General features: G+C 64.0%; 23 protein-coding genes and 2 pseudogenes. 10 read left to right on the forward strand and 15 right to left on the reverse strand.

The features are described 5' to 3' along the window. Positions 1-526 precede the first annotated feature (526 nt). Both AB0M74_RS33295 and AB0M74_RS33300 read left to right on the forward strand, forming a co-directional pair. Entirely contained in the window at positions 527-1,876 is a 1,350-nt protein-coding gene (locus AB0M74_RS33295) for a family 1 glycosylhydrolase (RefSeq protein WP_366530285.1), read from the forward strand. Between the two features lie 377 nt (positions 1,877-2,253). After that, positions 2,254-3,525 (forward strand): FAD-dependent oxidoreductase, encoded by a 1,272-nt coding sequence (locus AB0M74_RS33300; RefSeq protein ID WP_366530286.1) that lies wholly within the window; start codon positions 2,254-2,256, stop codon positions 3,523-3,525. A 360-nt stretch (positions 3,526-3,885) separates the two neighbouring features. On the opposite strand, the gene AB0M74_RS33305 is transcribed toward AB0M74_RS33300, so the two are convergent. Both AB0M74_RS33305 and AB0M74_RS33310 read right to left on the reverse strand, forming a co-directional pair. Continuing rightward, a complete protein-coding gene (locus AB0M74_RS33305; protein ID WP_366530287.1) occupies positions 3,886-4,965 on the reverse strand; it encodes an FtsK/SpoIIIE domain-containing protein in 1,080 nt (359 codons plus the stop codon). 406 nt (positions 4,966-5,371) lie between these two features. Continuing rightward, the gene (locus tag AB0M74_RS33310) at positions 5,372-5,788 is read right to left on the reverse strand and encodes a hypothetical protein (RefSeq protein WP_366530288.1); all 417 of its coding nucleotides are present in this window, start codon (positions 5,786-5,788) and stop codon (positions 5,372-5,374) included. Positions 5,789-5,908: 120 nt separating this feature from the next. On the opposite strand from AB0M74_RS33310, the gene AB0M74_RS33315 reads away from it, so the two are divergent. After that, the gene (locus AB0M74_RS33315) at positions 5,909-6,976 is read left to right on the forward strand and encodes an NAD-dependent epimerase/dehydratase family protein (protein WP_366530289.1); all 1,068 of its coding nucleotides are present in this window, start codon (positions 5,909-5,911) and stop codon (positions 6,974-6,976) included. A 114-nt stretch (positions 6,977-7,090) separates the two neighbouring features. On the opposite strand, the gene AB0M74_RS33320 is transcribed toward AB0M74_RS33315, so the two are convergent. From AB0M74_RS33320 to AB0M74_RS33330, 3 genes are all read right to left on the reverse strand, one after another. Further along, positions 7,091-7,381 (reverse strand): hypothetical protein, encoded by a 291-nt coding sequence (locus AB0M74_RS33320; RefSeq protein ID WP_366530290.1) that lies wholly within the window; start codon positions 7,379-7,381, stop codon positions 7,091-7,093. A 10-nt stretch (positions 7,382-7,391) separates the two neighbouring features. Beyond that, positions 7,392-8,036 carry a transposase gene (locus tag AB0M74_RS33325; RefSeq protein ID WP_366530291.1) on the reverse strand — a complete coding sequence of 215 codons (645 nt, stop codon included), beginning with the start codon at positions 8,034-8,036 and terminating at the stop codon, positions 7,392-7,394. A gap of 113 nt (positions 8,037-8,149) precedes the next feature. Beyond that, entirely contained in the window at positions 8,150-8,494 is a 345-nt protein-coding gene (locus AB0M74_RS33330; protein ID WP_366530292.1) for a helix-turn-helix domain-containing protein, read from the reverse strand. Between the two features lie 555 nt (positions 8,495-9,049). Between AB0M74_RS33330 and AB0M74_RS33335 the strand changes: the two genes are divergently transcribed. Further along, positions 9,050-9,718: an amidohydrolase family protein gene (locus AB0M74_RS33335; RefSeq protein ID WP_366530293.1), complete on the forward strand. Its 669-nt coding sequence runs from the start codon at positions 9,050-9,052 to the stop codon at positions 9,716-9,718. After that, positions 9,718-10,704 carry an amidohydrolase family protein gene (locus AB0M74_RS33340; RefSeq protein WP_366530323.1) on the forward strand — a complete coding sequence of 329 codons (987 nt, stop codon included), beginning with the start codon at positions 9,718-9,720 and terminating at the stop codon, positions 10,702-10,704. The genes AB0M74_RS33335 and AB0M74_RS33340 overlap by 1 nt, the downstream gene beginning before the upstream one ends. Before the next feature lie 210 nt (positions 10,705-10,914). Here the strand turns inward: AB0M74_RS33340 and AB0M74_RS33345 are convergent, their stop codons facing one another. The 3 genes from AB0M74_RS33345 to AB0M74_RS33355 form a co-directional block, all read right to left on the reverse strand. Next, on the reverse strand, positions 10,915-11,358 hold the full coding sequence (locus AB0M74_RS33345) for a hypothetical protein (RefSeq protein WP_366530294.1): 444 nt from the start codon (positions 11,356-11,358) through the stop codon (positions 10,915-10,917). Positions 11,359-12,178: 820 nt separating this feature from the next. After that, positions 12,179-12,505: a GYD domain-containing protein gene (locus tag AB0M74_RS33350; RefSeq protein WP_366530295.1), complete on the reverse strand. Its 327-nt coding sequence runs from the start codon at positions 12,503-12,505 to the stop codon at positions 12,179-12,181. Between the two features lie 390 nt (positions 12,506-12,895). Beyond that, positions 12,896-13,804: a DUF5995 family protein gene (locus AB0M74_RS33355; protein ID WP_366530296.1), complete on the reverse strand. Its 909-nt coding sequence runs from the start codon at positions 13,802-13,804 to the stop codon at positions 12,896-12,898. Positions 13,805-14,349: 545 nt separating this feature from the next. Here AB0M74_RS33355 and AB0M74_RS33360 point away from each other — a divergent pair. Together AB0M74_RS33360 and AB0M74_RS33365 are read left to right on the forward strand one after the other, a co-directional pair. Further along, a complete protein-coding gene (locus AB0M74_RS33360; RefSeq protein WP_366530297.1) occupies positions 14,350-14,781 on the forward strand; it encodes a nitroreductase/quinone reductase family protein in 432 nt (143 codons plus the stop codon). Between the two features lie 712 nt (positions 14,782-15,493). Next, the gene (locus AB0M74_RS33365) at positions 15,494-15,796 is read left to right on the forward strand and encodes a hypothetical protein (RefSeq protein ID WP_366530298.1); all 303 of its coding nucleotides are present in this window, start codon (positions 15,494-15,496) and stop codon (positions 15,794-15,796) included. Positions 15,797-15,886: 90 nt separating this feature from the next. Here AB0M74_RS33365 and AB0M74_RS33370 read toward each other — a convergent pair whose 3' ends face one another. The 6 genes and pseudogenes from AB0M74_RS33370 to AB0M74_RS33395 form a co-directional block, all read right to left on the reverse strand. Continuing rightward, complete coding sequence (locus AB0M74_RS33370; protein WP_366530324.1) at positions 15,887-16,558, reverse strand: YdcF family protein; 672 nt, start codon at positions 16,556-16,558, stop codon at positions 15,887-15,889. Positions 16,559-17,032: 474 nt separating this feature from the next. After that, positions 17,033-17,504 (reverse strand): annotated as a pseudogene (locus tag AB0M74_RS33375) (helix-turn-helix domain-containing protein); the annotation flags it as partial. 33 nt (positions 17,505-17,537) lie between these two features. Next, positions 17,538-17,663, reverse strand: coding sequence for a hypothetical protein (locus AB0M74_RS33380; RefSeq protein ID WP_366530299.1), 126 nt, complete (start codon positions 17,661-17,663; stop codon positions 17,538-17,540). A 609-nt stretch (positions 17,664-18,272) separates the two neighbouring features. Continuing rightward, positions 18,273-18,362: pseudogene (locus AB0M74_RS33385) on the reverse strand (recombinase family protein); the annotation flags it as partial. 175 nt (positions 18,363-18,537) lie between these two features. Then, positions 18,538-18,996: a hypothetical protein gene (locus AB0M74_RS33390; protein WP_366530300.1), complete on the reverse strand. Its 459-nt coding sequence runs from the start codon at positions 18,994-18,996 to the stop codon at positions 18,538-18,540. A 626-nt stretch (positions 18,997-19,622) separates the two neighbouring features. Beyond that, entirely contained in the window at positions 19,623-19,883 is a 261-nt protein-coding gene (locus AB0M74_RS33395) for a class I SAM-dependent methyltransferase (protein WP_366530301.1), read from the reverse strand. Positions 19,884-20,027: 144 nt separating this feature from the next. Here AB0M74_RS33395 and AB0M74_RS33400 point away from each other — a divergent pair, with 144 nt between their 5' ends. The 3 genes from AB0M74_RS33400 (at position 20,028) to AB0M74_RS33410 (ending at position 22,955) form a co-directional block, all read left to right on the forward strand. Next, positions 20,028-20,654, forward strand: a complete 627-nt coding sequence (locus AB0M74_RS33400; RefSeq protein WP_366530302.1) for a hypothetical protein — start codon at positions 20,028-20,030, stop codon at positions 20,652-20,654. Further along, the gene (locus AB0M74_RS33405) at positions 20,654-22,186 is read left to right on the forward strand and encodes a hypothetical protein (RefSeq protein ID WP_366530303.1); all 1,533 of its coding nucleotides are present in this window, start codon (positions 20,654-20,656) and stop codon (positions 22,184-22,186) included. The genes AB0M74_RS33400 and AB0M74_RS33405 overlap by 1 nt, the downstream gene beginning before the upstream one ends. Before the next feature lie 226 nt (positions 22,187-22,412). Then, positions 22,413-22,955, forward strand: coding sequence for a dihydrofolate reductase family protein (locus tag AB0M74_RS33410; protein ID WP_366530304.1), 543 nt, complete (start codon positions 22,413-22,415; stop codon positions 22,953-22,955). A 158-nt stretch (positions 22,956-23,113) separates the two neighbouring features. Here the strand turns inward: AB0M74_RS33410 and AB0M74_RS33415 are convergent, their stop codons facing one another. Beyond that, positions 23,114-24,763 carry a sulfatase-like hydrolase/transferase gene (locus AB0M74_RS33415; protein ID WP_366530305.1) on the reverse strand — a complete coding sequence of 550 codons (1,650 nt, stop codon included), beginning with the start codon at positions 24,761-24,763 and terminating at the stop codon, positions 23,114-23,116. Positions 24,764-25,060: the final 297 nt, after the last annotated feature.

A 25,060-nucleotide genomic window follows, 5' to 3' on the forward strand; every position in this document is an offset into this window, starting at 1 on the left:
GTATCCGGGTGAGGTCGACAACTTCCGTGGCACTGTGCTGGTCGCTGTCGAAGCGGCCGCCGGGTCCGGCAAGGGTGAGCCCACCCCCGCTGTGGTTGCGATGGCGCGCAAGATCGTCGCGGCCCTCGACGCCGTCTGAGGGGTGCGGGGTGCAGCACGGCTGGTGGCCGTGTGGCGGGGTTCGGACAGAACCCCGCCACACGGTTACGACAGCGTGGCTGTTGAGAACCGCGCGGCATGCGGCAAGTTGCTGGCCGGCGGTTCCGATGATGACACCGTGCAGGTGTGGGATTCGGCATCCGAGAATCCGTTGGGCCTTCTTCGACCCACCACACTCACTGGGCGCGGGCGGTGGTGTTCGGGCCCCTGTCCGATGTCACCCTGCTCGCCGGCGATGCGGGCCGCGCATCCGAAACCGCCTGCGTCCCTGACGAATGTGGTCACTGTGAGCAGCAACTCGCGGAAGCGGAAGACAGTTATCGCACAATCGGCGTGTCGCCGGTGCGCATCCACTTACTCTGACGTGATGCGATTCCGGTTTCGTCGGTATGCCCTGGCCGTACTCGCCGCCGCCGCGTCGACCATGCTGCTATGTACGAACGCTCCGGCGGCCCCGCCGATTCGGCCCGTCGCTGCCACACCGCCGCTGGACCCGGGTTTTCTCTGGGGTGTCGCGGCCTCCGGATTCCAGTCCGAAGGCCATGCGCCCGACAGCAATTGGACGCGGTACATTCCCTCGCATCACGATTACGACGCATTGCACGATTCGGTCGACTTCTATCACCGCTTTGCGTCGGACATCGACTTGGCGGCCGCGCTCGGCGTGCGGGTGTTCCGGATCGGGATCGAATGGGCCCGGCTGCAGCCGGCACCGGGGATTCGGGACGAGGAGGCGTTCCGTTTCTACGATGCCGTCATCGCGAATATCGTGCGAGCGGGGATGCGACCGATGATCACCCTTGACCACTGGGTGTACCCGGGCTGGGCGGTCGATCGCGGGGGCTGGCGCAGTCCCGGCATGATCGACGACTGGCTGGCCAACATGCGTACGGTGGTCGATCGCTACGCCTCCGACAATCCGCTGTGGGTCACGGTGAACGAGCCGGCCGCCTATATCTCGCACGAGGTCCGCAGAGGCGCCGCCGATCCCGACGAGATGCAGGAGCGGATCGCGCAGGCGCACAACGCCATCTACGATTACATCCACCAAATCCAGCCCGGCGCACAGGTGACCAGCAATGTCGGCTATGTCGCCGGCGCGGAGGCCGAAGTCAATTCGGCATTCCTCGATCTCGTCGCGTACCGGCTCGATTACGTCGGCATCGACTACTACTTCGCCTACGATCCCGCGCAGTCGCTGCTCGGGTCCATCACCAAAGCCACCGGATCTGCTCTTCTAAACCTGCCAGGCCCGAACATGTGGGATCTGCCCTTGCGTACGGAGGGCATCTACTATGCACTGCAACACTATTCGCACCGCTTCCCGAACAAACCGCTCTACATCGTCGAGAACGGCATGCCCACCGAGAACGGCCGCCCCCGAGCCGATGGCTACTCCCGCAGCGATCATCTGCGCGACACCGTCTATTGGATCCAGCGCGCCAAGGCCGACGGCATGAACATCATCGGGTACAACTACTGGAGCGTCACCGACAATTACGAATGGGGAAGCTACACACCACGATTTGGCCTCTACACCGTCGATGTGCGCACCGACCCCGCCCTCACTCGCCGCCCAACCGACGCGGTCGGCACCTACACGCAGCTCATCGCCGCAAATGGCGTCCCCGCCGATTACCATCCCACCCGCAGCCCTGCCATCTGCTTCCTGGTCGATCCACCAGCCAGCTGCCTGACACTCGTCGCGGTCCCATAGCTGGTCCCCAATGCTCGTGGTGGCAAGCTCCGTACAACCGGCCGTCGTACGGAGCCGTCGATCACGATGCAGCTGGTAGCGGCTGCATCGGCCGCGATGCGGGCGCGCGCGTCGCCGGAGTCACCCTCGCACCCGGTCGCCGCGGGCACCGCCCCGGGTGAGGCCAATGTGGCGAACCCGAACCGAACCCCGATCATGCCGAACTCATCGAACTGTTCCTGCCACCGGTCAACGGCCGCGCTGTCGAACACGGCCACCGCCATTCGGCTGTGTCCCACACAAACACAGCATGATCACGCGGCGGCCGGACCATTTCCAGCGCCCGGACCAGCAGCATCACCGATCGCGAAGTCCGGCTGGAGTATTAGAATGACGATGTGCAGCGCGCTGCAGCGACCGATCCTTCGCATGTCGTGGTTCTCGGGTCCGGGTTTGCGGGTCTGTGGGCGGCACTCGCGGCGGCTCGGCGGCTTGACGAGCTCGGTGTGGCGGTCGGAACCGTCGATGTCACGATGATCAGTTCCACGCCGTACCACGACATCCGCGTGCGCGACTATGAGACCGATCTGAGCACATCCCGCATCCCGCTGAGTACTCTTCTCGATCCGGTCGGAATCGAGCACATTATCGGCGAAGTGACGGCGATCGATGCGGGGGCGCGGATCGTGGAATCCACCGCGGGCGCTCACGCCTACGACCGGCTGGTGCTCGCGTTGGGCAGCCAGGTGGTCAAGCCCCATATCCCTGGCCTGCGGGAGTTCGGTTTCGACATCGACACCCATGACGCAGCAACGAGACTGCAAGCCCACCTGCGCCGACTCGCCGAAGGCCCCGCTGACCCGGCGGCCGCGACAGTAGTTGTCGTCGGGGCAGGTTTGACGGGGATCGAAGAGGCGACTGAGCTGCCCGCGGTGCTCGCCGGCGCCTTTGCCACGCGCACCGTCGCACCGCGGGTCATCCTGGTCGACCGCAACCGGTTCGTCGGCTCGGACATGGGCGCATCGGCACGGCCGGTCATCGAGGCGGCGCTGGCCTCCACCGGGATCGAGACCAAGTTGGGCGTCGGGGTCGTCGCCATCGACGAGCGCGGGGTGACGCTCTCCTCGGGTGAAGTGGTGGCCGCCGCCACCGTCGTCTGGTGTGCCGGCATGCGAGCCAACCCGCTGACCGCGGACTTCGGGGTCGACCGTGACCGGTTGGGTCGACTCCCCGTCGACGATTATCTGCGGGTCTGCGGTGTGCCCGGGGTTTTCGCCGCTGGTGATGTCGCCGCCGCAAAAATGGACGACCAGCATATGTCTGTGATGTCCTGCCAGCACAGCCGCCCGATGGGCCGATGGGCCGGGTACAACGTCATCGGCGATCTTCTGGGCAAGCCCGTGAAGCCGTTGCGGATCCCGTGGTATGTCACCGTTCTCGATCTGGGACCGGCAGGCGCGGTGTATACCGAGGGCTGGGACCGCCACGTGGTCGCGTGCGGCGAGGAGGCCAAAGATACCAAGCGCGCTATCAACACCCAGCGTATCTATCCTCCGTTGAACCGCGACCGCGACGCATTGCTGGCCGCTGCCGCGCCGGAGCTACAGGCCGCACCAGAGCACGGACCCGAGTCCGCCCATCGAGTACGAACCGCGCCAATGGATACATAATCCGACAGAAGAGGCAACGATTCGGTGGTGACGACTGCTTCCGCGCAGCGCGTGTCTCGCCCGGGCCCGGGCGATACCCCAACTGCGATACCAGCTTCCGCCGGAAGCAGCCCCTCGGCGACCTTGTCCCAGAAGAGCCGCTCCAGCGAGCGCTGGAGCCCGGGAGCGCCAGGCGACTTCATCGGCGCCCGCCCGGTGACCTCCCGCATCCAGTCCGATGGCCGTCCCATAACACCCTCCGTGACCTCGGGTGTTGCGTCCCCCGGTTGAGCCCGATTTGCGACCTGGCGTCCCTGTGATGTATCAGCCCTTCGCCGATGACGCGGCCGTGCCGCCGTAGACGCAGCTTCGACGCCGGTGTCAGAGGAAGCGCGGCGCGTATGGACCATGGTCGGAGAGTTGACGAACGACTGCTTCACTTGCCGGGAATTCCGAGAATCCGAACGGTGTCGGTGCCCGATCTCGACTGCGAAAGTAGCCGTGTCCCAAGCGAATTGCTGGCATCTCGGGGGCAGCGACCACGCCAAGAGCGGTCGCCCACTCCTGTCGAGAGTGCATGGCCAGCACGATGCGGTAGGTCAGCTGATCCATGACACCGCGCAGGACGCCGATCAAGCTCTCAGGTAAACGCGATGCCACCAGCAGCAGGTTGACACCCACGGAACGCCCGATCACGAGCGCTTCGGACAGGAAGCCGGCGAAAGCGGGCCGTGCGGCAACAAACTCGGTGAAGTTCTCGATGACGACCAGCAGAGTCGCCATCTCGTCGAGGTCGTCGCCTGCCCGGCGTGCCGCTTCGTATGCGCCGAGCGCGGTGAATCCCGCGTGGTGGAGCACCTCGGTTCTGCGATGCATTTCCGCGCGAAGCGCGTCCTCGAATCGCCCGATCAGCGGCGGTTCCGCAGTCATGTTGGTGATGATGGAGGAGACATGCGGAAGCCTCTCGAAACCTGACCACGTCGCTCCGCCATGCCAATCCGCGAGGACGAAATTCAGTGACGTCGACGGATGTACGACCGCCGCATCCAGCACAAGGTTGCGCAGGAGCTCCGACCTTCCAGTACCGATGACGCCGGCCAGAAGGCCGTGCGGACCATCTCCCCCCTCCTCGGCGCCCATCAGATCAACGATGACCGGTCGGCCGTCGGCGTCTTTGCCGATTGCGACGCGGTGTCTATTTCGAGCCGCTTCACGCGAATGCAGCTCCTCCAGATCGACCCGATATGGCTCGGCGAGATCGAGCACCGAAAACGGCCGATCATAGGAAGCGTCGGTCGGTGCCCACACAGGAGTTTCGGGTGCCAGTCGCACACCGAATACCTCGGCAGCCACCCGCTGAGGCAATGAGAAACCTCGCGTCGCCGACGGGCCGGGAAAGGACTGTGAGGTGCCACCGAGCACCTCCGAAACGGCAAGTCGCGCCGCATACGGCCACTTCACCTGCGCTCACCCTCTCCGAGCCCGGTCTCTTCAGATCGTCTGCGCCCTGCCCTCCCCCGTATCGGACCAGCATCGAGCACAGCACCGGATCCCGGCCTCTGCCTCACCGCGTTCGCAACCGCGGGAATCGACCCCAGCTGAGCGAGTATCGTCGGAGCCGCGAAACCGAATGCGACAGCGGCATAGGGACCGCTGATCTGATCGGATAGCCCGAAAAGCAAGCCCGTCCCCGCCCCGAGTGGGGCGCGTATCGCCAGTGTCCACAGCAGCACCGGCGCATCGATGTATGTGTTCCACTGTGGCAGTGTGGTTTTGAGTGCCCCCTTGGCAGTGCGCCTGGCAGCTTCCCACTGCGAGACACAGCGGACCAGAGTGAGAACACTGACGAGTGAACCACCGACTGCACCTAGGCCGGCGCAGTGCCACCACACCATGCTGCCAGCACTCCAATCCCCGTAATTCGTTGTACCGCAGTTGGGCAACCTATCCGACCGACCATGCCGCGTCTACTCTTCCGTCCACCGCGGTATCGCTGCGCCTGCCGATCCTTCAAGGTAAAGCGTGACAGTCGAATCGGATCTGTCATGGGGAGATCTACGCCGAGCACGCGCCGAACGCTGTCGCCGAGTTCGGTGCAGTTCAGCAGCTCATCGTCGTATTCAGTGAGCCCGTCTTCGGTGGTGAAGACGCTGCGCAGTTCTTCTGGGGTGGCCGGCCCGAACGCGAAGCGGCCGCGGACCGTTCGAATGAAACCCGCACCGATCCTGCGCAGCCCGGGGGACGTCGATATCGCGTTGTCGAGCACGGTCACCGAATTGGACACGGTGACTCTTCCCCCGGCAACGGCAGCTCGGAAACCGCCCCAGAACGGCGACCGGCACCAGTCCCAGCGCATCCGTCGTTCGATCAGACGAGCCATGGTGATCAGCTAGGCTCGGCGCCCATGGCCGTCTACCTTGTCACCGGCGCCGCAGGCTTCATAGGCGCGAACTACGTGCACTTTCTGCTGGAGCAGGAACCGGATGCGCAGGTGATCGCGGTCGACTACATCGGTGTCGCAGGCAACGTGGCCAACCTGGACCAGGTCCGTGAACGCATCTCCTTCGAGAAGGCCGACATCGCCGACTTCGCAGCGATGGCCGCGATCTACCGACAGCATCGACCTGATTTCGTGGTGAATTTCGCGGCCGAATCACACAACGATCGAGCCATCCTCGGTCCGTCTTCGTTCATGCGCTCCAACGCTCTCGGCGCACAGGTGATGCTCGAATGCAGCCGCCTCATGCCGGTGAAGTCGCACCTGCACATCTCGACGATCGAGGTTTACGGCGAACTCCCCACAGCCGAGGAATGGTTCACCGAACGCTCACCGCTCAACGCGAAAACACCCTATAGCGCCGCCAAGGCCGCTGGGGATCAGATGGTGCGCGCCTACATGGCCACCTACTCCGACATGAACATTCGACTCACCCACTGCGCCAACAACTTCGGGCCCTACCAGCTGCCGGAGAAGCTGATCCCGCTCGCTGTCACCCATGTCCTGCGCGGCCGCAAGATCCCCGTCTATGGGGACGGCTTGCAGAGCCGTGACTGGCTGCACGTCGCCGACCACTGCAGCGCAGTACACCAGGTGTTGCACGCCGAGCTCGACCCCATCTCCCGGCGGCCGCGGCAACAGATCCCGGACGGCTGCCGATCTTCGACATCTCCGCCCGCCACGAGGTCACGAACCTGGAGATTGCGCGCATCGTGGCGATCGAGCTCGGTGTGGATCCCGCGGAGTGGGTCGAGCATGTCGAGGACCGCCCGAACCACGACCGCCGCTACGTCATCAACCCGACGAAACTCGAGACCGAACTCGGGTGGCGACCGACCCGGCAGTTCGAGCCCGCGATGGCGGAGACGGTGCGCTGGTACCGCGACAACCGTGACTGGTGGGAGGCCGTGTTGGCCGACAAAGGTGAACTCGCGGTCGACTGGGGACAGCTGCCGACCAGCAGCTAGGCGCTGACATTTACGACGTGTCTCGAGTCAAGATCTTGGCAGCAGCTGGCCGGACACATGGTTGATGCCATGGCTGTCGAGGTCACCTGCCTGCGTCCGGTATTGCCGATCACCGCGTCCTCTACGGCTGCTGCGTACCGACCGTCGCCAGACCGTAGCTTCGAAAAGTTATGCCCGGCTCGCACCGCGACAGCGGTAGCCCACCGTTACGCCGATCGGCCCTGACGGCCCATGCCAGTGCAGCGCAGAGGCCGCCGAACATTACGCCTCCAGCCAGCAAGATTCCCATGCCGACAACGACGGTAGCGAGCACAGGAGTACCGAAGCCGAAGTACACGGCGAACGGACTCGACAGCATTGCGCCGATGAAGCCCCCTATCAGGGCCACGACGAGGACAGGTCGGTCTTTCATGGATCCGACTCTAGTCTTCGAGAAGTCGTTCACTCCGTCCAGGAAACCAGCATCGCAGACATCCGCACATGCCGCTTATAGAGTTTTTCCGCTGGTCGCAGCATGTGAAGGCCGCGCTGGGCACTCGGTCGCCGAGCGCCTGGTGCGGCCTGACCGTGTTGTAGATGATCCGGAATCGGTGGACCTCCATGTCCAGGGCATCACCTTCGGCGATGACGCCTCGGAACAGGTGCTCGTATTTCAAAATGCCGAAGAACCGCTCGATCACACCGTTGGTCTGTGGTGATCGACCCAGGTGCGAACGTGCCGCAGCAGCGGGTCCGGCCCGGCGAACGCAGACTTGAACACCTCCCCCGCGGAAGCAGGGACCGTTGTCCGATACCACCGCGATCGGTGCCGGTGCCATGCCGAGCAACTCCCCGCCCGGACCGATAACCTCGGCCAGTCCACGATCGGCCCGCAGATCCTCCAGCCCAAGGACACGCTCGGCCTCAGTGACCGCGAGCTGCAGGCAGCTCGCTGCACCGTCGAGGTGGAAACCTCGTAGCCGTCGGCACGCATCAACGCCGCGATCTTGCGATGCCCCCACGCCGGCCATTCCTCGGCGTACTTGGCCGCGATCGGTTCGAACCGCTCCGCCTTCGGTGACGGCCACGGGCCGTACGGTGCGTCACCAGCACGGAGCCGCGCCAACCGTCGCCGGTAGGTGCGTTCCGGGGGTGCCGATCAGACAAGCGAACCTCGAAACCGGCAGTCCCTCTGCCGCTCTCAGGGCTTCGAGGTCAGCGAAGGGACCTGATCCACCAAGGCAGCACCGTGCTGCCACACCCGCAACTGCACCGTCGCCTCCGCCAGGGCCAACTTCAGCTGCTCGTTCTCCATCCGCAGCCGCCGCTGCTCCGGCGCGCCCTGCGCCCCGGCCGGACCGGAGGGCACCTCGTCCAGCGCCTTCGTCCCGGCCTCCAGGAACGCCTGCTTCCACTTCCCGACCGATGCCGTGCTCACCGCGCGCCGCCGTGCTGCCTCCGCAGCGCTCATCTCCCCGGCCAGCACCGACAACACGACCCACACCTTGTCCGCGACCGGGATCTTCAACCGCCGTGACCTCGCCACAGACCGGCTCCTTGCTGGCTCGCTGTGCTCGGAGCGTAAACCGAGCAACCCTGCCAAAAAGTTTGACGCGCCAGAGACGCAACCGATCGAACGTATGTTCCCTGCAATTTGCGGATGGCATCCCCGATGTGGTGATCGAATCATGTTGCCCCAGTTAGCATTTGCTCGTATGAGCGCTATCGAGTTGTCCTCGAGGCAGAATTCATGCGAACTGTGGCTTCTCTCCAAAACGCCCAAGCCCAAGGAGAACGACATGGTCTTCGGAACTTCTGCTCGAGTCCAGTTCTCGATGTCGCCCGGGGGCCGGTCGGACGGGTTGCAGGTTCAGGACGCCCGGGATATCCAGGTGTACAGGTGTGGAACGAGGGGGCGGCACCCTGCCTCGGCAGAACATCTCCGTGACCCTGCCGCCAAGACGCGGACTCGCGTTCGAGCGCGAAGCGGGCGCCATCCATTTGTCTGAAACCTCTTGACCGGTCCGCCAATTGGCCTGTGTGCGTTGGGAATCCGCTCGATACTTGGAAAATCGACTTCGCGACCAACTCCGGAGGAATCATGACCGAGATCGTTCCCATCACGGCAGTTGACACCATCTACTTCGGCGGGGAGATCGTCACCGTCGACGACGCCCGGCCCAGCGCGGAGGCGGTCGCGGTGAAGAGTGGTCGGATCGCGGCCGTCGGGGACCTGGCTGATGTGCTGGTGCAGGCCGGTGACGATACGCGGCTGGTGAATCTGCGCGGTCGGACGCTGCTACCCGGGTTCGTCGACGCCCACAGCCATCTGTCGCTGATCGGATTCCAGGCAGGCACGGCGAATCTGCTGCCCGCGCCCGACGGCGTGGTCAACGACCTTGCTGCGCTGCAGGCCGCGCTGGAGGCCTGGACGGATACCGAGACCGGGAGGACGTGGAATTGGATCATCGGATTCGGTTATGACGATGCCCAATTGGCGGGCCTCGCACATCCGACTCGTAAAGATCTGGACGCCGTTTCGGTGGAGCGGCCGGTCCTGGTGATCCACCAGTCCAGCCATCTGGGGGCTGTCAACAGCAAGGGCCTCGAGTTGCTCGGGTATGACGAGAGCTCCGAGGATCCCGAGGGTGGGGTGATCCGCCGCTGGCCCGGAACCCGGGTGCCCAACGGGGTACTCGAGGAAACTGCCTTTTTGCGGCATGGGGGAAATCAGCAGAAGACTTCGACGAAAAGGAACGCCGCCGGCTGATCGGGCTCGGTCAGCGGGCGATGGCTGCGTTCGGATTCACGACCGCGCAGGACGGCCGGGTAATGACGACGACGGATCTGGACGCTCTGCGAGCGGCTGCCGACGACGGCCTATTCGATATCGATGTTGTCGCCTACCCGGACTCTTCGCTGGCTGCGAAGCTCGAAGAGGCGCCCGCGTCGCAGTACAGGGAGAGACTGCGGATCGGCGGGCTGAAGCTCGGGCTCGACGGGTCACCGCAAGGGCGGACCGCCTGGCTGACCCAACCGTACCTGACACCCCCGGAGGGTAAGGACCCACACTACCGGGGGTATCCGGCGATGACCGACGACATAGTGCTGGAGGCGGTCGGTGACGCATACAGCAAAGGGTGGCAGATCCTGGCACATGTCAACGGCGATGCCGCTCTTGATCAGTTCATTGCCGCATTGCGTCAGGCCACCACACGTTATCGGCCCATCGACCCGCGGCCGGTGGCGATCCATGCGCAGACCGCGCGGGAGGATCAGCTCGATGCCATGCGGGAGTTGGGCGTGATTCCGTCGTTCTTCTCGATGCACACCTTCTACTGGGGCGACTGGTACCGCGAAACTGTGCTCGGCGACCAGCGCGCAGCCCGGATTTCGCCTGCCGCGTCCGCGTTGCAGCGGGGGCTGCGCTACACCTCGCACCATGATGCGCCGGTAGCGCTGCCCAGCTCGATCGCGGTTCTGGCCAGCCAGGTTACCCGGGTCACCCGCAGCGGGCATGTGTTGGGCGAGCAGCAGCGGGTTTCGGCGCTGGACGCGATCAAGGCGACAACGCTGCACGCCGCTCACCAGTACTTCGAGGAGGCGACCAAAGGCTCTATCACAGTGGGTAAGCTGGCCGACTTCGTTGTGCTGAGCCGCAATCCGCTGACGGTCGCACCGGAGGAGATCAAGAACATCCAGGTGCTGGAGACCATCAAGGAGGGGCGGACCATCTACCCGGAGCAGCAAGACTGAGCGACGCCTCCTAGGCAGGTTTCGAAGCGGACTGAGGGCGGGCGGTTGCCCGCCCTCAGTGGTCGCGGAGCCGTTGGTCGATGGCTGCGTTGCGGATCGTGGCCCGGCATTAACGCAGACAACATCTTTCACGCCACCACTGCCGCAGGACACAACACCGTAGCGCTGACCAGCGGCACTTCTGAAACAGTCTCGGCACCCGGCGCGGGGCTAGGGCACCAGCAGATACCACTCCGCGAACGTGCCCTGGATCGGCCAGGTGTCGGCCATGATCTTGGCCGGCCCCATCCCTACCCACAGGTCGACGGTCACGGTGTCACCTTGCGCCACATCGGTGTGCACGTACACGTCCTGGGTCCGCCCGCCCGCTGAGCCCACCCACCCCAGCATCACGTGATTGCCGCAGGGCCCGCGCTGATAACCCAGTGGTGTGACATGCGCCAGCACGTGGCCGGGCAGATGCGGTGCGGCCTCCACAGACACGTTGATCGCTCCGGTACAAAAATTCGCATCGCCGAAGGTGTAGAGCGTGGTACCGATCGGCGTCCACTGCGGTAGCGGATCCGCCTGCGCCGGTGTCACCGCCGTTCCGCACACCAGCGCACCGATCCCTACCGAGACCATGACCCCCGCGACCCTTCGCCGCACCATCATCAGTCGATGTCCTTCCCACGTAACAACACTCGCGGGCCTATTACCCGCACCAGCCATACGGCCGGGGGCGGACCCCACCGACATCGCAGCGGCGAGTAGCGGAAGTCGTTCCAGCAGTGAGCCTATCGAACAAGCTCGGTTCAGAGGATGTTGAGGCATTCCCACAGCGGTGTGGGCGCAGACGTTTTCCCGTCGAGATCCCTTGGCCGGTAACAGTTCTGCGCCGACACCGACAGCAGTGACCGAAGCACTGAGATAGCCCGGCCTCGACTGATCGACATGACGACTCGGTGCACTGCCCCCACAATCCAAGGCCTGCCCACGATCCTGGCGCTGCTTCCAGCACCGCGATGGGACAAACGCCCTCTCATGGCCGCATCCGATGCTGTCCGAACACCCATCCGATAGTCGGATCTGGGACGTGCCCGAACTCCAGCGCCTTCTCCCCTGGCACTCGGTTCGTATCCCCGCTGATCAATTGAATTGGGGCCCATCCCCGTTGGCTTACCCCAACATCGAGAGCGCTGGACGACACACATCGACGTCGACCGGAACTGTCACGCTCGTCACCCACGCAAGTATCGGTATCGACGCCGCCACAGGCCCGCCAACCAGCCGGGCACGGCGAGTTCGTCTTGCCCGGCGAGTTGGCGGTGACAACCTGATCGAAACCTACAAGACCGACGCGATCTGGGAACTGATAAACCTCGGCCACCCGCGGCGATTACCGAATCCTCGGCCTGCGACCGTGGGCGGGGGCCGGTGGGCGCTGTCATGCTCAGCAGGTCGAAATGACAATCCCTACACCAGGCAGGAGGAACTACGGACCGACCTGAGGCGGCAAGTATGTGACGTCACGCGCGACTGCCTCATCGATCTGCTCAGGGGTCAGTAGTGCCACGGTATGTGAGACCGCCGCTCCATACGCCGCAGTTCGGATTGCGAGCGCGGCGGCAGCAACCTCGTCCGGAACATCGCCGATGACGAAAAGGTCGTCCTCACCGAAAGCGAAATAGCAGGCTTCTACCTGGCCACCCACGCTTTCGACCATCTCCGCGATGGCCGCTCGGCGGGCGCTACCGCCCTGAGCGAGCAGGCCACGTGCTCCTTCCTGGGAGTAGCTGACCCGCCACAAATACTTGGGCATCTCGTGTCGCCTCCTCCTCGCGAGACCACTGCGTCCCGCATCCACTGGTGAGCCCGAGACTACGGTCTCGACGACCGGATAATTGGCAACATCGAAGCAATCTCCAGCAATGATGCAGCAACGTAATGCTGACCAGACGGCAGCGTCACCGGCGCCCAACCCGAGTACGAGATCACCGTCCGTCGACGCAGGCAAACACCGACCACTCCGTCATTCCGACAGGTTCAGGTGGCAAATATCCACGGTTTCGGTAGTGGTAAAAGGTTCTAGCCGCCGCATTCGACCTGCCGGTCGTGCCGGTCTCTGCGACGATGTCCGGCGTGGGCCGAGGATGTGGTGGGGCCCGTTGCTTCCGCGGCCGCTGTGCCGCGACAACGCGCCATACCAGGGTCAAAGACTGCGAAGCTGCACGAGGACATCGAAGGCGACTTCAGCAGTGTCGGTCAGCAGATGGATTTCCGCGGTCGTCGGATCGTGTAGCGCCGAATCCCGCAATGCCAGACCGTTACCGAAAATCACCACATTGGCACCGAGGTCCGCGAGCCGTAGCAGCGGACCGGTCGCCACCCCGCGACCCAACAGCAGGTCCAGGCCGTCGCCGAGAAAGTAGAACCGCCACAGCGGACCGAGGTCACCGTGGTAGACCTGCTCGGTGCGATACACGATCACCTGTCCCGCAGTGGCGATGGCGTCGACGATCTTGAAGTAGTCGGGCGCGTTTTGCGGCGCACTGGCCACCGCGGCCACCGAATACGACAGATCGACGGTGAGGTGGGCGTTGTAGCCCGCCATGGCGAGTCGCGCCGCGGAGACATCACAGCGTTGCGCCATCTCGAAGTAGTTCGCCCACTGCGGTTCGACCACTCCTCCACCGAAGGCGGCGTGCACGTTGTCGAGATAGCGACTCAGCAGTTCGAGACTGATCGCATGTGCGTACTCCGGGTCGAGGAACGTGCTCGGATCGCGCTGCAGCGGCATAACCGCGGACTCCTCTACCGCATCGAGCCCCAGCGAGAACACCCCACGCCGATCACCGTGCGCAATCAGGATCCGGGTGATCTCACGATGGCGCCACACAGCGGTCTCCAACCGCTGGAGAGAATCTCCGGCCAACGTTGCGGTGTCGGACGACCGGACGATGGCGTCCAGTTCAGCCGAGGAAAGCGCCGTTCCGCAGGCCGCCGCCGCGACCGCGACCGGGCGCGCGGGATGCGCGAGCGCAATCGGGGCCGGTCCGATGGCCGCCGCGACGAGGGCCGAGCTGACGAGTCCGAGGACGCTCATACGACTAATAGGCATGAGCCGCAGCTTAAGTGCCACCGTGACGGCGGATCGGCTACATCGAAGTTGCGTCCCACGGGGTCAAGACGGGGTCGCGCACGGTCACAGGGCAGGCCCGCTCGATACGCCGGGCCTACAGCCGCTCGGGATGTCGACCATAGTGTCGCGCTTGTTGGGCGGATCGGTGGCTGTGTCCGGGTGGTGGTATGCGTAGCTCCGAAAGTGGAGGTAGGACGGCGGTGTCGGCGTTCGGGTCGGCGCGTAGAGCGCGGATGAACCCATCGATAGTGAATCCGGCCGCGAGGACCTCTGCGAGCAACCGCGCGGCGGCGTTCGTCGAATCCATGCGCTACACAGTTCCACAAGCGCATTCACCGCAAACAGGAAAACGCCTATCTGACACGAGAATTCGACGAATCGGACAAATTTGGTAACGGTTTGGCAAACCAAATGCCGAAGGATGTCGCCGCTCGGCTCGACATCGTCCGGGGAAGGCCCCGAGCAGCAGAGCGGATCTGGCACGCCCAAGCCCCTGTGTCACTCCCAGGTGTAGATTTCACAGCATGCCCAGTGATGCCCAGCTGAAGATTCAGAATGCCATCCACCGTGCCCTGCTCAAAGTAAGCGGCGGTAAGCTGGGCAAGACCATTGTGGGGATGCCGACTCTCGAGCTCACCACCATCGGTCGCAAGACCCGTGAGCCGCGAAGGGTCATGCTGACTGCGCCGGTCATCGACGGCGAGACGATCGTGATCGTGGCCTCGCGCGGCGGCGACCCCACCCACCCGGCGTGGTTTCTGAATCTGCGTGACAATCCCGATGTCGAGGTGTCGCTGCAGAGTGGCCCCAAGCAACCGATGGCCGCGCACGTGGCCACCGCGGAAGAACGCGCGGCGTTGTGGCCCCGGGTTGTCGCGGCGTACGACGGCTACGCCGGCTACCAGCGCAAGACCACCCGTGAGATCCCGCTGGTGCTATTGACACCGAATCGGTGAGATGCCATACGCTCCGGTGTTGCGCCTATGAGCCGTAAGAGATTCGGTCCCAGTTACTCTCGGCGCGAAGTGATAGCGGATGCGGCCACCACAGTCACACCACTGAGCCGCACGGTTCGGCGATTCCGGTTCTCAGCCGACCTCATCCCGCGCTGTTCCTGCAGGCACGAGCGCCGAAACATCGACCTGCGACGGATCCCGCTCATCGGCCACCAGCCGGCCTCGCCTCCGGCGCCACCGGGCGCCGATCCCACCGCGTGAGCAAGCCGCCGCTCCGAACGCACTGCGATCTCGCTCGGTGCCGTGAGTCCGCGCGCGGCCCTCAGATCGGTGGTAGCAGGCATGTGACGTGATCCGAATGACGTCCCGGGACAAGGGATCCTGGCCCCCTCACGCCGTGCTTGCGTGGATCAGGTGCGGTCCGGAATCCATAGGGCGAGCGGTTGTTCGGATGCCGTGGGCGGCTAAAAGCTGTGCCGCGGAATGGCCTTCGACCCGACGAAACCGAAGGACAGCAAGTCACCGCGGATTTCGTCCGCGGTGAAGAAGCTGAGCCACGGTTCGCCCACCGCGGCGACGCGATCCACGGTTGCCTGATGTTGTCGAGCGACAGCCCTCGCGGGTCGTATCCGCCAGGGCTGTCGCATGTTCTGGATACAGCCCAGCCGACGAGGCTTTAGCGCGGGGGCGTACGAACCGGTACGGCGGGGGCATGGGCGGTCGTATGCTGGTCGAGCACGGGGACCTTGCGAGGGATCACGAAATAAGCAGTCTGCAAGAACGTTTCAGCGCCGCCATTAGCGCGATCAAGAGGCTCGACAGCGAACCGAGCATCGAGGTGGTCGACGCGCTACGCCGCGTCATCGACGATCTCGATCATGAACTGCGGACCACCGCGCACGAGCCCGTTGATCGTTTCGAGCTGACCAAGCTCAGCGACCAAGCCCCCACGTGCTCGAGAACGCTCTTTGTTGGTGCTGCGGGATCGGGGTGTATCCACGTTGCCAGTCCGTAAGCGTCCTCGTTTGTCCGGGAGGACGGGCCGATCGGCGGGCTTCGCGCGGATGTGTGGTGGGCGATGGTGATCTATTGACCTGGAGCCGCGTCAGAACCTGCGCTCGGAGGGGCGGAATGTCTCGCTCAGCCTGTCGTATGCCTCGCGCACGTCGCACGGCACTTCCTGTGTGATGATGTGTCCTTCGCCGGGATAGTCGTCCAGACGCTTGATCTCTCCCATAATCGCCGAGGTGACCTCATTTGGCGGTGTCACCCGCGTGGGATCATCGCGCAGCCCGTAGCGCAAGTAATTCTCCACCGAGACATCGGCGGTGATCATCGCCGCGTGCTCCACATCGGGGCCCTGCTTCATTATCGTGGCCCACACACGTCGAGCGTGTTGGGGTGTACACACCCCAACGATCGATCCGACATCTCGCCGGTGTTCTCGTAGCAATGCCAACGAATTCACGACGTTCTCGCCGGTATTGCGGGCCGAATGATCTTCGATGACGTGACGGGATCCCAACCCGACCCGTTGCGCCGCCTTCCTGAACCGGATAGCTTCGGGGATCATCGCGCCCTTGTCTGGGTCCGCGTAGCCGGAGAACACGGCAGGCGTGTCCTGTAGACCGTGGTCACGGATGAAGTTGGCGAGCACCGCTGCACCGCCGCTGTCCGGGCTGCCGAACATCACCACACCCCCGTAGTTGCGTTCAGGGTCGAAGGCCCACTTGGGGTCGTGACGCAGGTAGTCCCATACGGTTCCCAGATCTGACATCGCTCGGTCGGTGTCCACACCCCGTGCCCGCAGTTGCTGCAACCATGTTGTGTACGCGGCTTCGCTGCGTCCCCCAACGACCTGATCATCGTGAATCAGAGCACGACCAGCAGAATCGATAGGTATCGCGCTCTGGTGGTCGGTGTGGATCAGATTCCCGGCAGACTCCCGAGTTCTGCTCGCCAGGTCATGCAAACGCCTGCTGGTGTGGGATGCGCCGGCGGTCAGCTCTCGGGTGACCTGCCCGGCGATCTCTCGTGCCGCGGCAGCCGATGCCCCACCAGCACCTGGCCCAAACGATTCGGTCATCTGCCCTCCTGCAGCCCCAGCGCAACGGAGGGTCGATGCTAGATCAGCATGAAAGCACAGAAATGCCTGGGGGAGAACGGATTTGCGGACAGCTGTCGGACATCGACGGCCAAACGACTGCGCAGCCGCGCGGCTCGGCACCGGTGTCACAGGCTGATCCGGGTGAGCCGAGAGCCACCGCGAATACCCCGTCACCATCGTCAGCACCGGCACCGCTTCGGATCACGAACCTGCCCGAACCCGACCGGCAGCGTGATCGGCGGGAACCACACATCGCACTGCGCGATCTCCCCGGCCACATACGCCTCCGCGACGCCGGATCCGGCGGCAAATACACCGGCCACAACTCCGCTACTCGACCCGAGAGCACCCGGACCGACCGCGTCCAGCCGATCCACTCGGCGATCACGGTCGAGGGCATCGTCGGATAAGCCTGCAGCAACTCTCTGATCTGCGGTTCGACAATGTCCACGATCGACCCCTTCGACGGCCGTTGATATTTCGGCGGCCGATCCGAGGCCAACGCGGCTCTCACCGTGTTGCGGGACACGCCAAGAACCCGGGCGATCGCCTTGATCGGCAACCCCTCGGACCTGCGCAAACGACAAATCTCAGCCCAATCCTCCACAGAAAGCATCCCTTCGTCCTCCTAGCTCGGTTGAAGCCAGGATCAATCGGACAGGGGGTCAACCAGCACCGAATTCTGCCGCAGGCAGGTGTCGAACACTTCCTGCGCTTCGAAATCACGCACGCCGACTTTGTTGAGCAACCACGGCGTCCACCCGCCCAACGTCATCGTCTTCAGATGTCCGGGATCGACCCCGGTCCGATCGGTCTACCTCGGTTCGCCGTCCTGCTCGACAACGCTCTCGGCGGCGCGTCATGAGACTGGGGCCACCCTCGAAATTCTGACTTCGACAGCCGCTTGGGTTCACATCGCCGTTTCTACCGGCGCGGTCAGCCCCGCCACCGAGCCCGGCTCCGTCGCCGTCGGTTCCCAGGCCCCAGCGGTCGGTGACCGGCGCTGGTCACGGGCGCTGCTGAACGATGCCCGGGCTGCACTCAGTCCGCGAGGTGTGTGAATCCCGTTCTGGAGTGAGATCCATTGCCTGGTACCATCATTGACCTTGCCGGATACTCGGGCACGAGGAGCAGACAGTGTCGCCGCCGGTCACATGGAGTTCGAACCTCGCACCGCGGGCCGGAGCGGGATCTCGCTGTCGCCCTCGGCGATGTGGACAGGGTGCTATCGCAGTTTATGACCGAGAAACTGTAAGCAGGGGAGCCCGAGGTCGAACAACCCTACGCGGATTGTTCTGCTTCCGCCGAAGCCGAAACTAGAGCTCTGGGCGAACCGCCATCCACCACAACCGATTTGGCGAACGCCTCGGTCAGCTCAGATATGCTCGCGGATGACCTCCGCGAGCGCGGCGAAAACATGGAAGACCAGCCGACCGCCGAGAGTGGTGGTGTCGAGGGCTTCGTGCAGAGACCGGCCTGGTGTTCAAGAACGTTTGTCTACGCTCGTCCGGTCCGATTCTCTCGACTCTGGCGGAGCGGTCGAGCTCTCTGCCTGCGCTGGAGGTCCCGGCGTTTCGGTGAGCGGCCGCCGGTTGGGCTGCACTCGCTCGAGCTACAGGAGACGCGGCCCCATGTCTCATCTGCGACTACTACTTCGGCAGAAGCGGAAAAGGGAAATCATCTGCTCGGATTTCGACGATGGCCAGCGGCTGAAGGGGGAAGAACGCTCGTAGTTCGGGGGTCCGCGTCGTCAGGGGGCCTGGGTAACCCTCGGGGAGGGGGAGGGTGACCTCGGAGAAGTCTGACCGCTTCAATACGTGGACGTAACCGACGGTACCGTCCAGATCCACATCGCCGGTGTCGAGTCCTTTGACCCGGTAGATCATCGTTCCGTCAGCGTCGGGGCCATAGGAGGTCTCGTAACGCTTGAACAGGCTCATGAAAATCGGAATGTCGCTAGTCTTGTCGGCACAGATTGCGGGATCGCCGTCAAGGTAAAGCCCTCGCTTCCAAGTGGCTTGGCGCGGTTCCAGCGTCGTGAGACGGAGATCCGAGCCGTGAAAGACGATCTCGTCGCCGTAGCGATCGACAAGCTGTTGCAGGGCCATTACTCCATGCAGCATTAATGGCCCATCGCCATGGGGGCCGGTCCCGGCTGTCGATCGTCCGCTTCGGTCACCGAAGTCCTGTCGTATCCGGGCGGCAAGAGTGTGGTCGGCCTCCGACCGTCTTTTCGCCTGGGCGCCTAGCTTCTCGGTTTTATCCGTGTACGCCCTGTGTACAGCGTGCGCGAGGTTGCTGACGGCAGTGTCGAGACGCTCACCGATCCGATGGGCGAACTCCCGGCCCACCGACATCTTGATCAGTCATTACCGTTCTGCCAGGAGGAAGCCCAAGGGCTTCAACACCGAAACCCCAACCGCCACCGACTACTTGCCTTAAGGCAAAGCGATCGTGACCCGAGCCTACCGCCATTCCCCTTGCCGGTGGCGGTGACCCGATCCTTACCGGCACTCCCCCGCGCAACAGAACAGCACTTTTAATCTCGGGGCTACTACGAATCCGCTCCCAGCAGCGCCACCTGACACCGCGAAAACACCGCCACACAATGCTGCGAGTCACACGAAGGGTGTCCGCGACCGACGGCCTGGTCAGGTACACGACAACGCCGAGCCAGATGAACACCGCGTATGGGTATTGCGGTAGGCGGTGGTGTCCAGCCCAGCACCGAGGATCACACCTGACCAGCCCCCCGGGCAACCGCGGCCGTCACGGTGTCATCAGCGAAAAGGCTGCGCGCCCCGATGAACAACCGCCGGCGACGAGCCAGATCCTGATCGAGATCGTTGTCGAATTCAGTTGCCTGCAAGCCAGATTCGCCGATGATCTGCAGAGCCAACGGATCGGTGAACATCCGCTGCTCGTCGAGGACCTGATGGTGGGCCCTCGCGCGTGCTACGACCATTGCGGTTCTACTCGGTTGCCCGACCCGCATGCCGGTCACCTTACCGGCTCGGCCTGAAAGAACCCGGTCCTGAGCCTCGCGCGCTCGATCACTCGACCGTACGTTACATGTTGACGTTTTGTGTCGATGTGTAATACTCGCCTGGCCCGGCGATCACGAGAGGGAGGTGCGCCGTTGACCGACAACGCCCGAGAGGCGCTCGAGATACTTCGCGATGCGAGTCAATTCCAGTGGTATGTGATCCCACTTCTACTGCTCGTCATCTACATATATGCCGTCGAAATCGAGCGGCGGAACTGGAATGTCCTGTTCGCGGGAATCGCGTTGTGGGGCATGGACTGGTTCAACGAGATCTGGAATGCCCTGGTCTTTCACTTCACCGATCGCGCGCCGGTCTGGGGCGCGTCCGGCCCCACCGCGTATCAGATCCTCATCGGTCTCAATATCGAGATCTGCTTCATGTTCGCCGTCATGGGAATCGCGGCGGCAAAGATGTTGCCGCCCCGCGAGACCCGCATCTTCGGCCTGCCCAACCGGCCGGTTCTCATCGCCGTCAACTCGGCCGCGGCGGTCGGCGTCGAAGTGTTGCTCAACAAGGCCGGAGTACTTACCTGGGAATGGTCGTGGTGGCAGCCGAGCTTCCCCGTCCTCATCTGGCTCATCGGCTATGTACCGTTCTTCGCGGCCTGCTTCTTTGTGCATGATCTGCCCACCGTGCGTGCCAAAGCACTCACCGTCGGCGCAATCCTCGGCGTCGACGCCGTCGCGATCCTGGGCTTCGGCGCCGCGGGGTGGCTGTGATGCGACCCGACGCCATCCGGCGGACCGCCGTTGTCGCAGTGACGGGGCTGGTATTGGCCGGGGTGGCAACGCAATCGGTGACTGTCGCCGACCCCGGCTGTGCGCCGGTGGGCACGGTCGGCACCCCCGAAGTGATTGTCGACGAATCCACCTCCGGGCTGGAGGTATTGGCTCCTGCCGCTGTCGAGTTGCCCGACCGGGTCCACTTCCGCACCACGACCGAGTCGTTCAACCGACGCTGGACATTTGCCAACCGTGACGGCCGCGTATACGTGAAAGAGGCCACCGCTCGAGGCAATTGGCGCACCGTGTCGCTGCCGGGCTGCCTGGAGGGTCGCGTCGTCGGTGTCTCCGCCGACGACGACGAGGTGATGATGGTCGACCGCGACGGCCGGTTCTACACCATGGACCACGCGCTCAGCGCACCCCGGAACTGGAACTGGAGCAGCCGCTACGGCACCCCGCTGTGGACCGGCCCAGGAAACACACTGCCCGCCGGCACTCGCACCTGGTCCTGGTCGGTTCTCTCGCCCAACGAGGACCACGTCTGGCAAGATACCGCCGGCAACGATCACCCGGTCGGCGGAGCGAAGGTTTCGCATGTCTATGCGCTCACCCATGATGGTCAACGAATCCAGTACATCGATCCCTGGTTGCCGGTGGATCACAGCTACGAGATGGCGACGCCCTACGGCGGTCGGTTCCAGGCGGTCGCGCTGTCAACGAGCGCCTCGACCTCGCTGATCGTCAACCGTTTCGGCGACTTCTACACGCGCCTCTACGATTTCGACATCTCCGGCGCCGACAAGGTGTTCTTCCGCTACTCCTACCACGATCAGCGCGGTCTGCCCGAGGCTCCCGACATGCTGTCGGAACGCATGGACAGCCGATACGCCGCGATTCAGCTGCCCGCACCGGACTGGATGCGACAGCCGAAGGTGCCGGGTGAAATCACCGACCGCATCTCCATTCACCGGACCGGGCCCGGCTCGTCGGCCCGAGAACTGCGAGTCGAGGGCCGCGACGGCGGTCGAAACGGCTACTGGACAAAGCAACTCAACGCGGAGTCGTGGACATTCGTCCGCACCGATCAACCCCTCGCCGGGACTGTGCTGGAGAATTCGCCTGCCGATCGTTCGCTCGAAACGCTGGCCACCCCGTCGCCATACGACTATGACGGCGTCTCTGTGCAGGGGTGGAGAGCGCACGTGCGTACCTTCGATGTGGCAGTCACCCCGACACCGCTTCAGATCGACTTCGGCGACGGCACGCAGCTCGATCTGATCCTGCACACTGTCGACGGGTTGCGCCAGACGCCACAGCGGCCGGGAATCTCCAGTCAGCCACGGTATTTCGACGGGACGATAGAACTGTCGCCGGAGCTGCTGTCGGGCCTGGAAGCGCAGCCCGCCGTGGTACGCGAATTCGTCCGAAACGTACTGGGCGGGAACCGTTTCACGGAAACCTCTGTCGATGTCACCGATATTCGGTTCCACATCGCCCGGCTGGATCTGACCTTGAACCGATCCTGATTCGCCCCTCTGCCGACGGGCGCTCTGGACGGGGTCGGCCGACGGGCGGGTAACCGATCGGACCTATGGGATGTCCGGTGACAGACGTTCGCGGTTGACTCGTCGGCGCCCGCGACGGTGACTCAATGAGCGTGAGCGCAGTCCGTCAACCGACCGAAAGGAAACCGTAAACCCCTGTCGGCACAGTTGGGTCAACGAACCGAGCACACCGATCAAGGACAAGCCAATGCGCAAACTCATCGAATCCACCTTTGTCACCACCGATGGCGTCATCGCCGAACCGCACAGGTGGGGCGCCCCGTACTGGGACAACGAGCATACCGACTACGCCGCCGGACTGCTTTTCGCCTCCGATGCACTTCTGCTCGGCCGCGAAACCTACATCGGCTTCGCCGGTGTGTGGCCGACCCGGCCCGCAGGCGACGAGTACACCGACCGGATCAACGCCATGCCCAAATACGTTGCCTCACAGACCCTGCGGCAAGAAGACGCGACCTGGAACGCGACAGTCCTGCAGGGCGACGTCACCGAAGCGGTTCGCGTGCTGAAAGAACAGGACGGGGCTGACATTCTCAAATTCGGCACCGGCTCCTTGTCGCACCTCCTGCTCGACAACAAGCTCGTCGACGAGTACCACTTCTGGATCTTCCCGACCATCGCGGGCACGGGCACCCGGCTCTTCGAGGGCCGCGACGTCAGCCACCTCGAACTGCTCGACACGACCACCTTCGAGTCCGGCATCGTCGTGCACCGCCTCGCCCCGCGCTGAACAGCTCGAAACCCGGTGACCCGGCCCGATTCGGACCGGGTCTCACACTTTCCGGCAGCGGACGCTGCAGTTCAGCGATCGGATCCACGTGTGCCGCCCAACCGAAGATCGCCAGAGGATCTTCACGACCGGACAGCGCACGAACCGTCCCCGCGGGACTACTTGGGGAGGGCGTTTTGCAGTTCGCCGAGCGCGTGTTGCGCAATGGCGAGGATATTGTGTTCCTGCGCCAGGTAATCCGCCCAGCCTTGCTCCTGCGCTTGGTGCAGGTGGGCTGGGAGCGGCTGGTTCAGTTCCGCAATGGCTTGTTGCAGTAGCGGTTCCATCCGGGCGCGCAGATCACCGTTGGTTACGGCTTGGTTGTCGAGCTCGAGTTGCCCGCCCACCGCCGCGTAGTCGTAGAGCTCGTATTCTTGTTGCTGAGCTGGGTCTATTTCTATCCGTCCGTTGATGAAGTGTGAATAAGACACGTATTTCGCGTCGGCGGTACGTACCGCTGCAACATGTGCAGGCGCATTCTGGTTGAAGAGCACGGCCGCCTCTTCAATGGTGGGTTCGTCGGTAGCGTGGACGATCCACGGCCGCCCCGGTTTGCTCCGATCGCGGCACAGGGCGGCAATATCGAGACGATCGGCGAGGTGTGCGTACCTCGCGTCCCCGCGCCATGCGCTCCCGCCCGAGGCGATCGTCAGCAGCAGCGGAGTGATATCGGCGCTGGAGGTGAGCTGTTCACGGGTACTGGTCGAAGACTTGGGGCTCAGCAGACCGCGCGGATCGTGCACATACAGCGGCACCCTGATCGCCTCGTCGTAGGCCGCGCCACCTTTACCGTGCAGCCCGTGCGAGCCCGCGTAGTCCCCGTGATCGGAGGTGAAGACGATGACGGTGTTGGCGGCGACGTCCGGGCGCTCGTACAGCGCGTCGAGCACCCGGCCGATCTGGATATCGACCTGCTGTTGCAGCCACAAATAGAAGTTGCGCATGTCGATCCACTGTTGCTCGGCACCGGGAGTTCCGTAGGGTGCCCACCCGAACGCGACCGCCGAGGCTTCCACCAACGCAAGCTGCAGGCGTGGCTTCCGAGCCAGCTGCTCGAGGGTTTCGTAGTTCGGGGGCAGGTCGTTCATCCAGCGTGGAATGTCGAGCTGCGCTTGGAGGCGTTGGGTCCATCGAGGCCACCATTGGATGTCGTGCGGATTGACCAACGACACCGTGCAGCACCACGGCGCTCGACCCGCTTCCGCGTCGAACCAACCGATGAATTGGTCGACGATGGCCGGGTCCATCTGCAAGCCCTGTCCGGGCGCACCGTTGGGAGACGGATAGGTGCCGCCCGTGAATCCATAATTCGCTAACGACCCCGGAATCGTGTCCGAGTCGTGGCCGAGATGCCACTTGCCCCACCACGTCGTCTCATATCCGTGTTCGCGGATCATCGAGCCCCAGGTGGGGAACAACGGCGACAACGTCGACTGCGAGGTCATCATGCAACCGGTCTGGTGCGAGTACAAGCCGGTCAGCAGAACCCCACGCGACGGCGTGCAGTCGTTGGCCGCGGTGTAGTGCTGCTCGAATGACACAGCGCCTCGGCGGATTCGAGCGATCTGTGGCAGTATCCCGTCCAACGCTTCTTGGTCGGGGAACCACATCGGCGCGCGCATCTCGTCTACGAGCACAACGAGGATGTTCGGCCGGTCAGGGTCGACATCGGCGCGGGCTCTACCGGCCCCTGTTGCGCCCGACGCCGCGGTGGCAGCCGTTGCGGCCGCGGCACCGCGAGCAAAGAAACCACGCCTGCTGATCGTCACGCTTGTACTCCGTTCACGGAATGTTGCACATGTCGATTACCTAGGATCTGTCGAGCAGTCCGAGCCCTGCGGAAGCGCCGGTACCGATCCGGGGAACCTCACCTGGTGCCGGACTCCACCGCAATCGGCACTATAACGTCGATGTAGTCGCGGATTTGGTAGGCAGGCTGCGTGGATCCCAGCGGAGTCGCGGAGCGGGGATCACCGCAGCCATCGCCTTCCCCGTCCGAGGTACACGCGTGTTCATCATTGATGCGCCCGCTGTGTAGTGGACCGAGGCGGCGGGACCTACGCGGA

The sequence above is a fragment of the Nocardia sp. NPDC051463 genome, assembly GCF_040681975.1.
Lineage (GTDB): Bacteria > Actinomycetota > Actinomycetes > Mycobacteriales > Mycobacteriaceae > Nocardia.

Bases quoted from the DNA above. Each gene is read 5' to 3' on its own strand.
- AB0M74_RS33345 (WP_366530294.1), bottom strand. From the start codon at position 11,358: ATGATGGTGCGGCGAAGGGTCGCGGGGGTCATGGTCTCGGTAGGGATC.
- AB0M74_RS33360 (WP_366530297.1), top strand. From the start codon at position 14,350: ATGCCCAGTGATGCCCAGCTGAAGATTCAGAATGCCATCCACCGTGCC.
- AB0M74_RS33405 (WP_366530303.1), top strand. From the start codon at position 20,654: ATGCGACCCGACGCCATCCGGCGGACCGCCGTTGTCGCAGTGACGGGG.
- AB0M74_RS33355 (WP_366530296.1), bottom strand. From the start codon at position 13,804: ATGCCTATTAGTCGTATGAGCGTCCTCGGACTCGTCAGCTCGGCCCTC.
- AB0M74_RS33295 (WP_366530285.1), top strand. From the start codon at position 527: ATGCGATTCCGGTTTCGTCGGTATGCCCTGGCCGTACTCGCCGCCGCC.
- AB0M74_RS33370 (WP_366530324.1), bottom strand. From the start codon at position 16,558: ATGTCAGATCTGGGAACCGTATGGGACTACCTGCGTCACGACCCCAAG.
- AB0M74_RS33335 (WP_366530293.1), top strand. From the start codon at position 9,050: ATGACCGAGATCGTTCCCATCACGGCAGTTGACACCATCTACTTCGGC.
- AB0M74_RS33395 (WP_366530301.1), bottom strand. From the start codon at position 19,883: ATGCGGGTCGGGCAACCGAGTAGAACCGCAATGGTCGTAGCACGCGCG.
- AB0M74_RS33390 (WP_366530300.1), bottom strand. From the start codon at position 18,996: ATGGCCCTGCAACAGCTTGTCGATCGCTACGGCGACGAGATCGTCTTT.
- AB0M74_RS33365 (WP_366530298.1), top strand. From the start codon at position 15,494: ATGGGCGGTCGTATGCTGGTCGAGCACGGGGACCTTGCGAGGGATCAC.
- AB0M74_RS33320 (WP_366530290.1), bottom strand. From the start codon at position 7,381: ATGAAAGACCGACCTGTCCTCGTCGTGGCCCTGATAGGGGGCTTCATC.
- AB0M74_RS33315 (WP_366530289.1), top strand. From the start codon at position 5,909: ATGGCCGTCTACCTTGTCACCGGCGCCGCAGGCTTCATAGGCGCGAAC.
- AB0M74_RS33380 (WP_366530299.1), bottom strand. From the start codon at position 17,663: ATGACGTTGGGCGGGTGGACGCCGTGGTTGCTCAACAAAGTCGGCGTG.
- AB0M74_RS33410 (WP_366530304.1), top strand. From the start codon at position 22,413: ATGCGCAAACTCATCGAATCCACCTTTGTCACCACCGATGGCGTCATC.
- AB0M74_RS33350 (WP_366530295.1), bottom strand. From the start codon at position 12,505: ATGCCCAAGTATTTGTGGCGGGTCAGCTACTCCCAGGAAGGAGCACGT.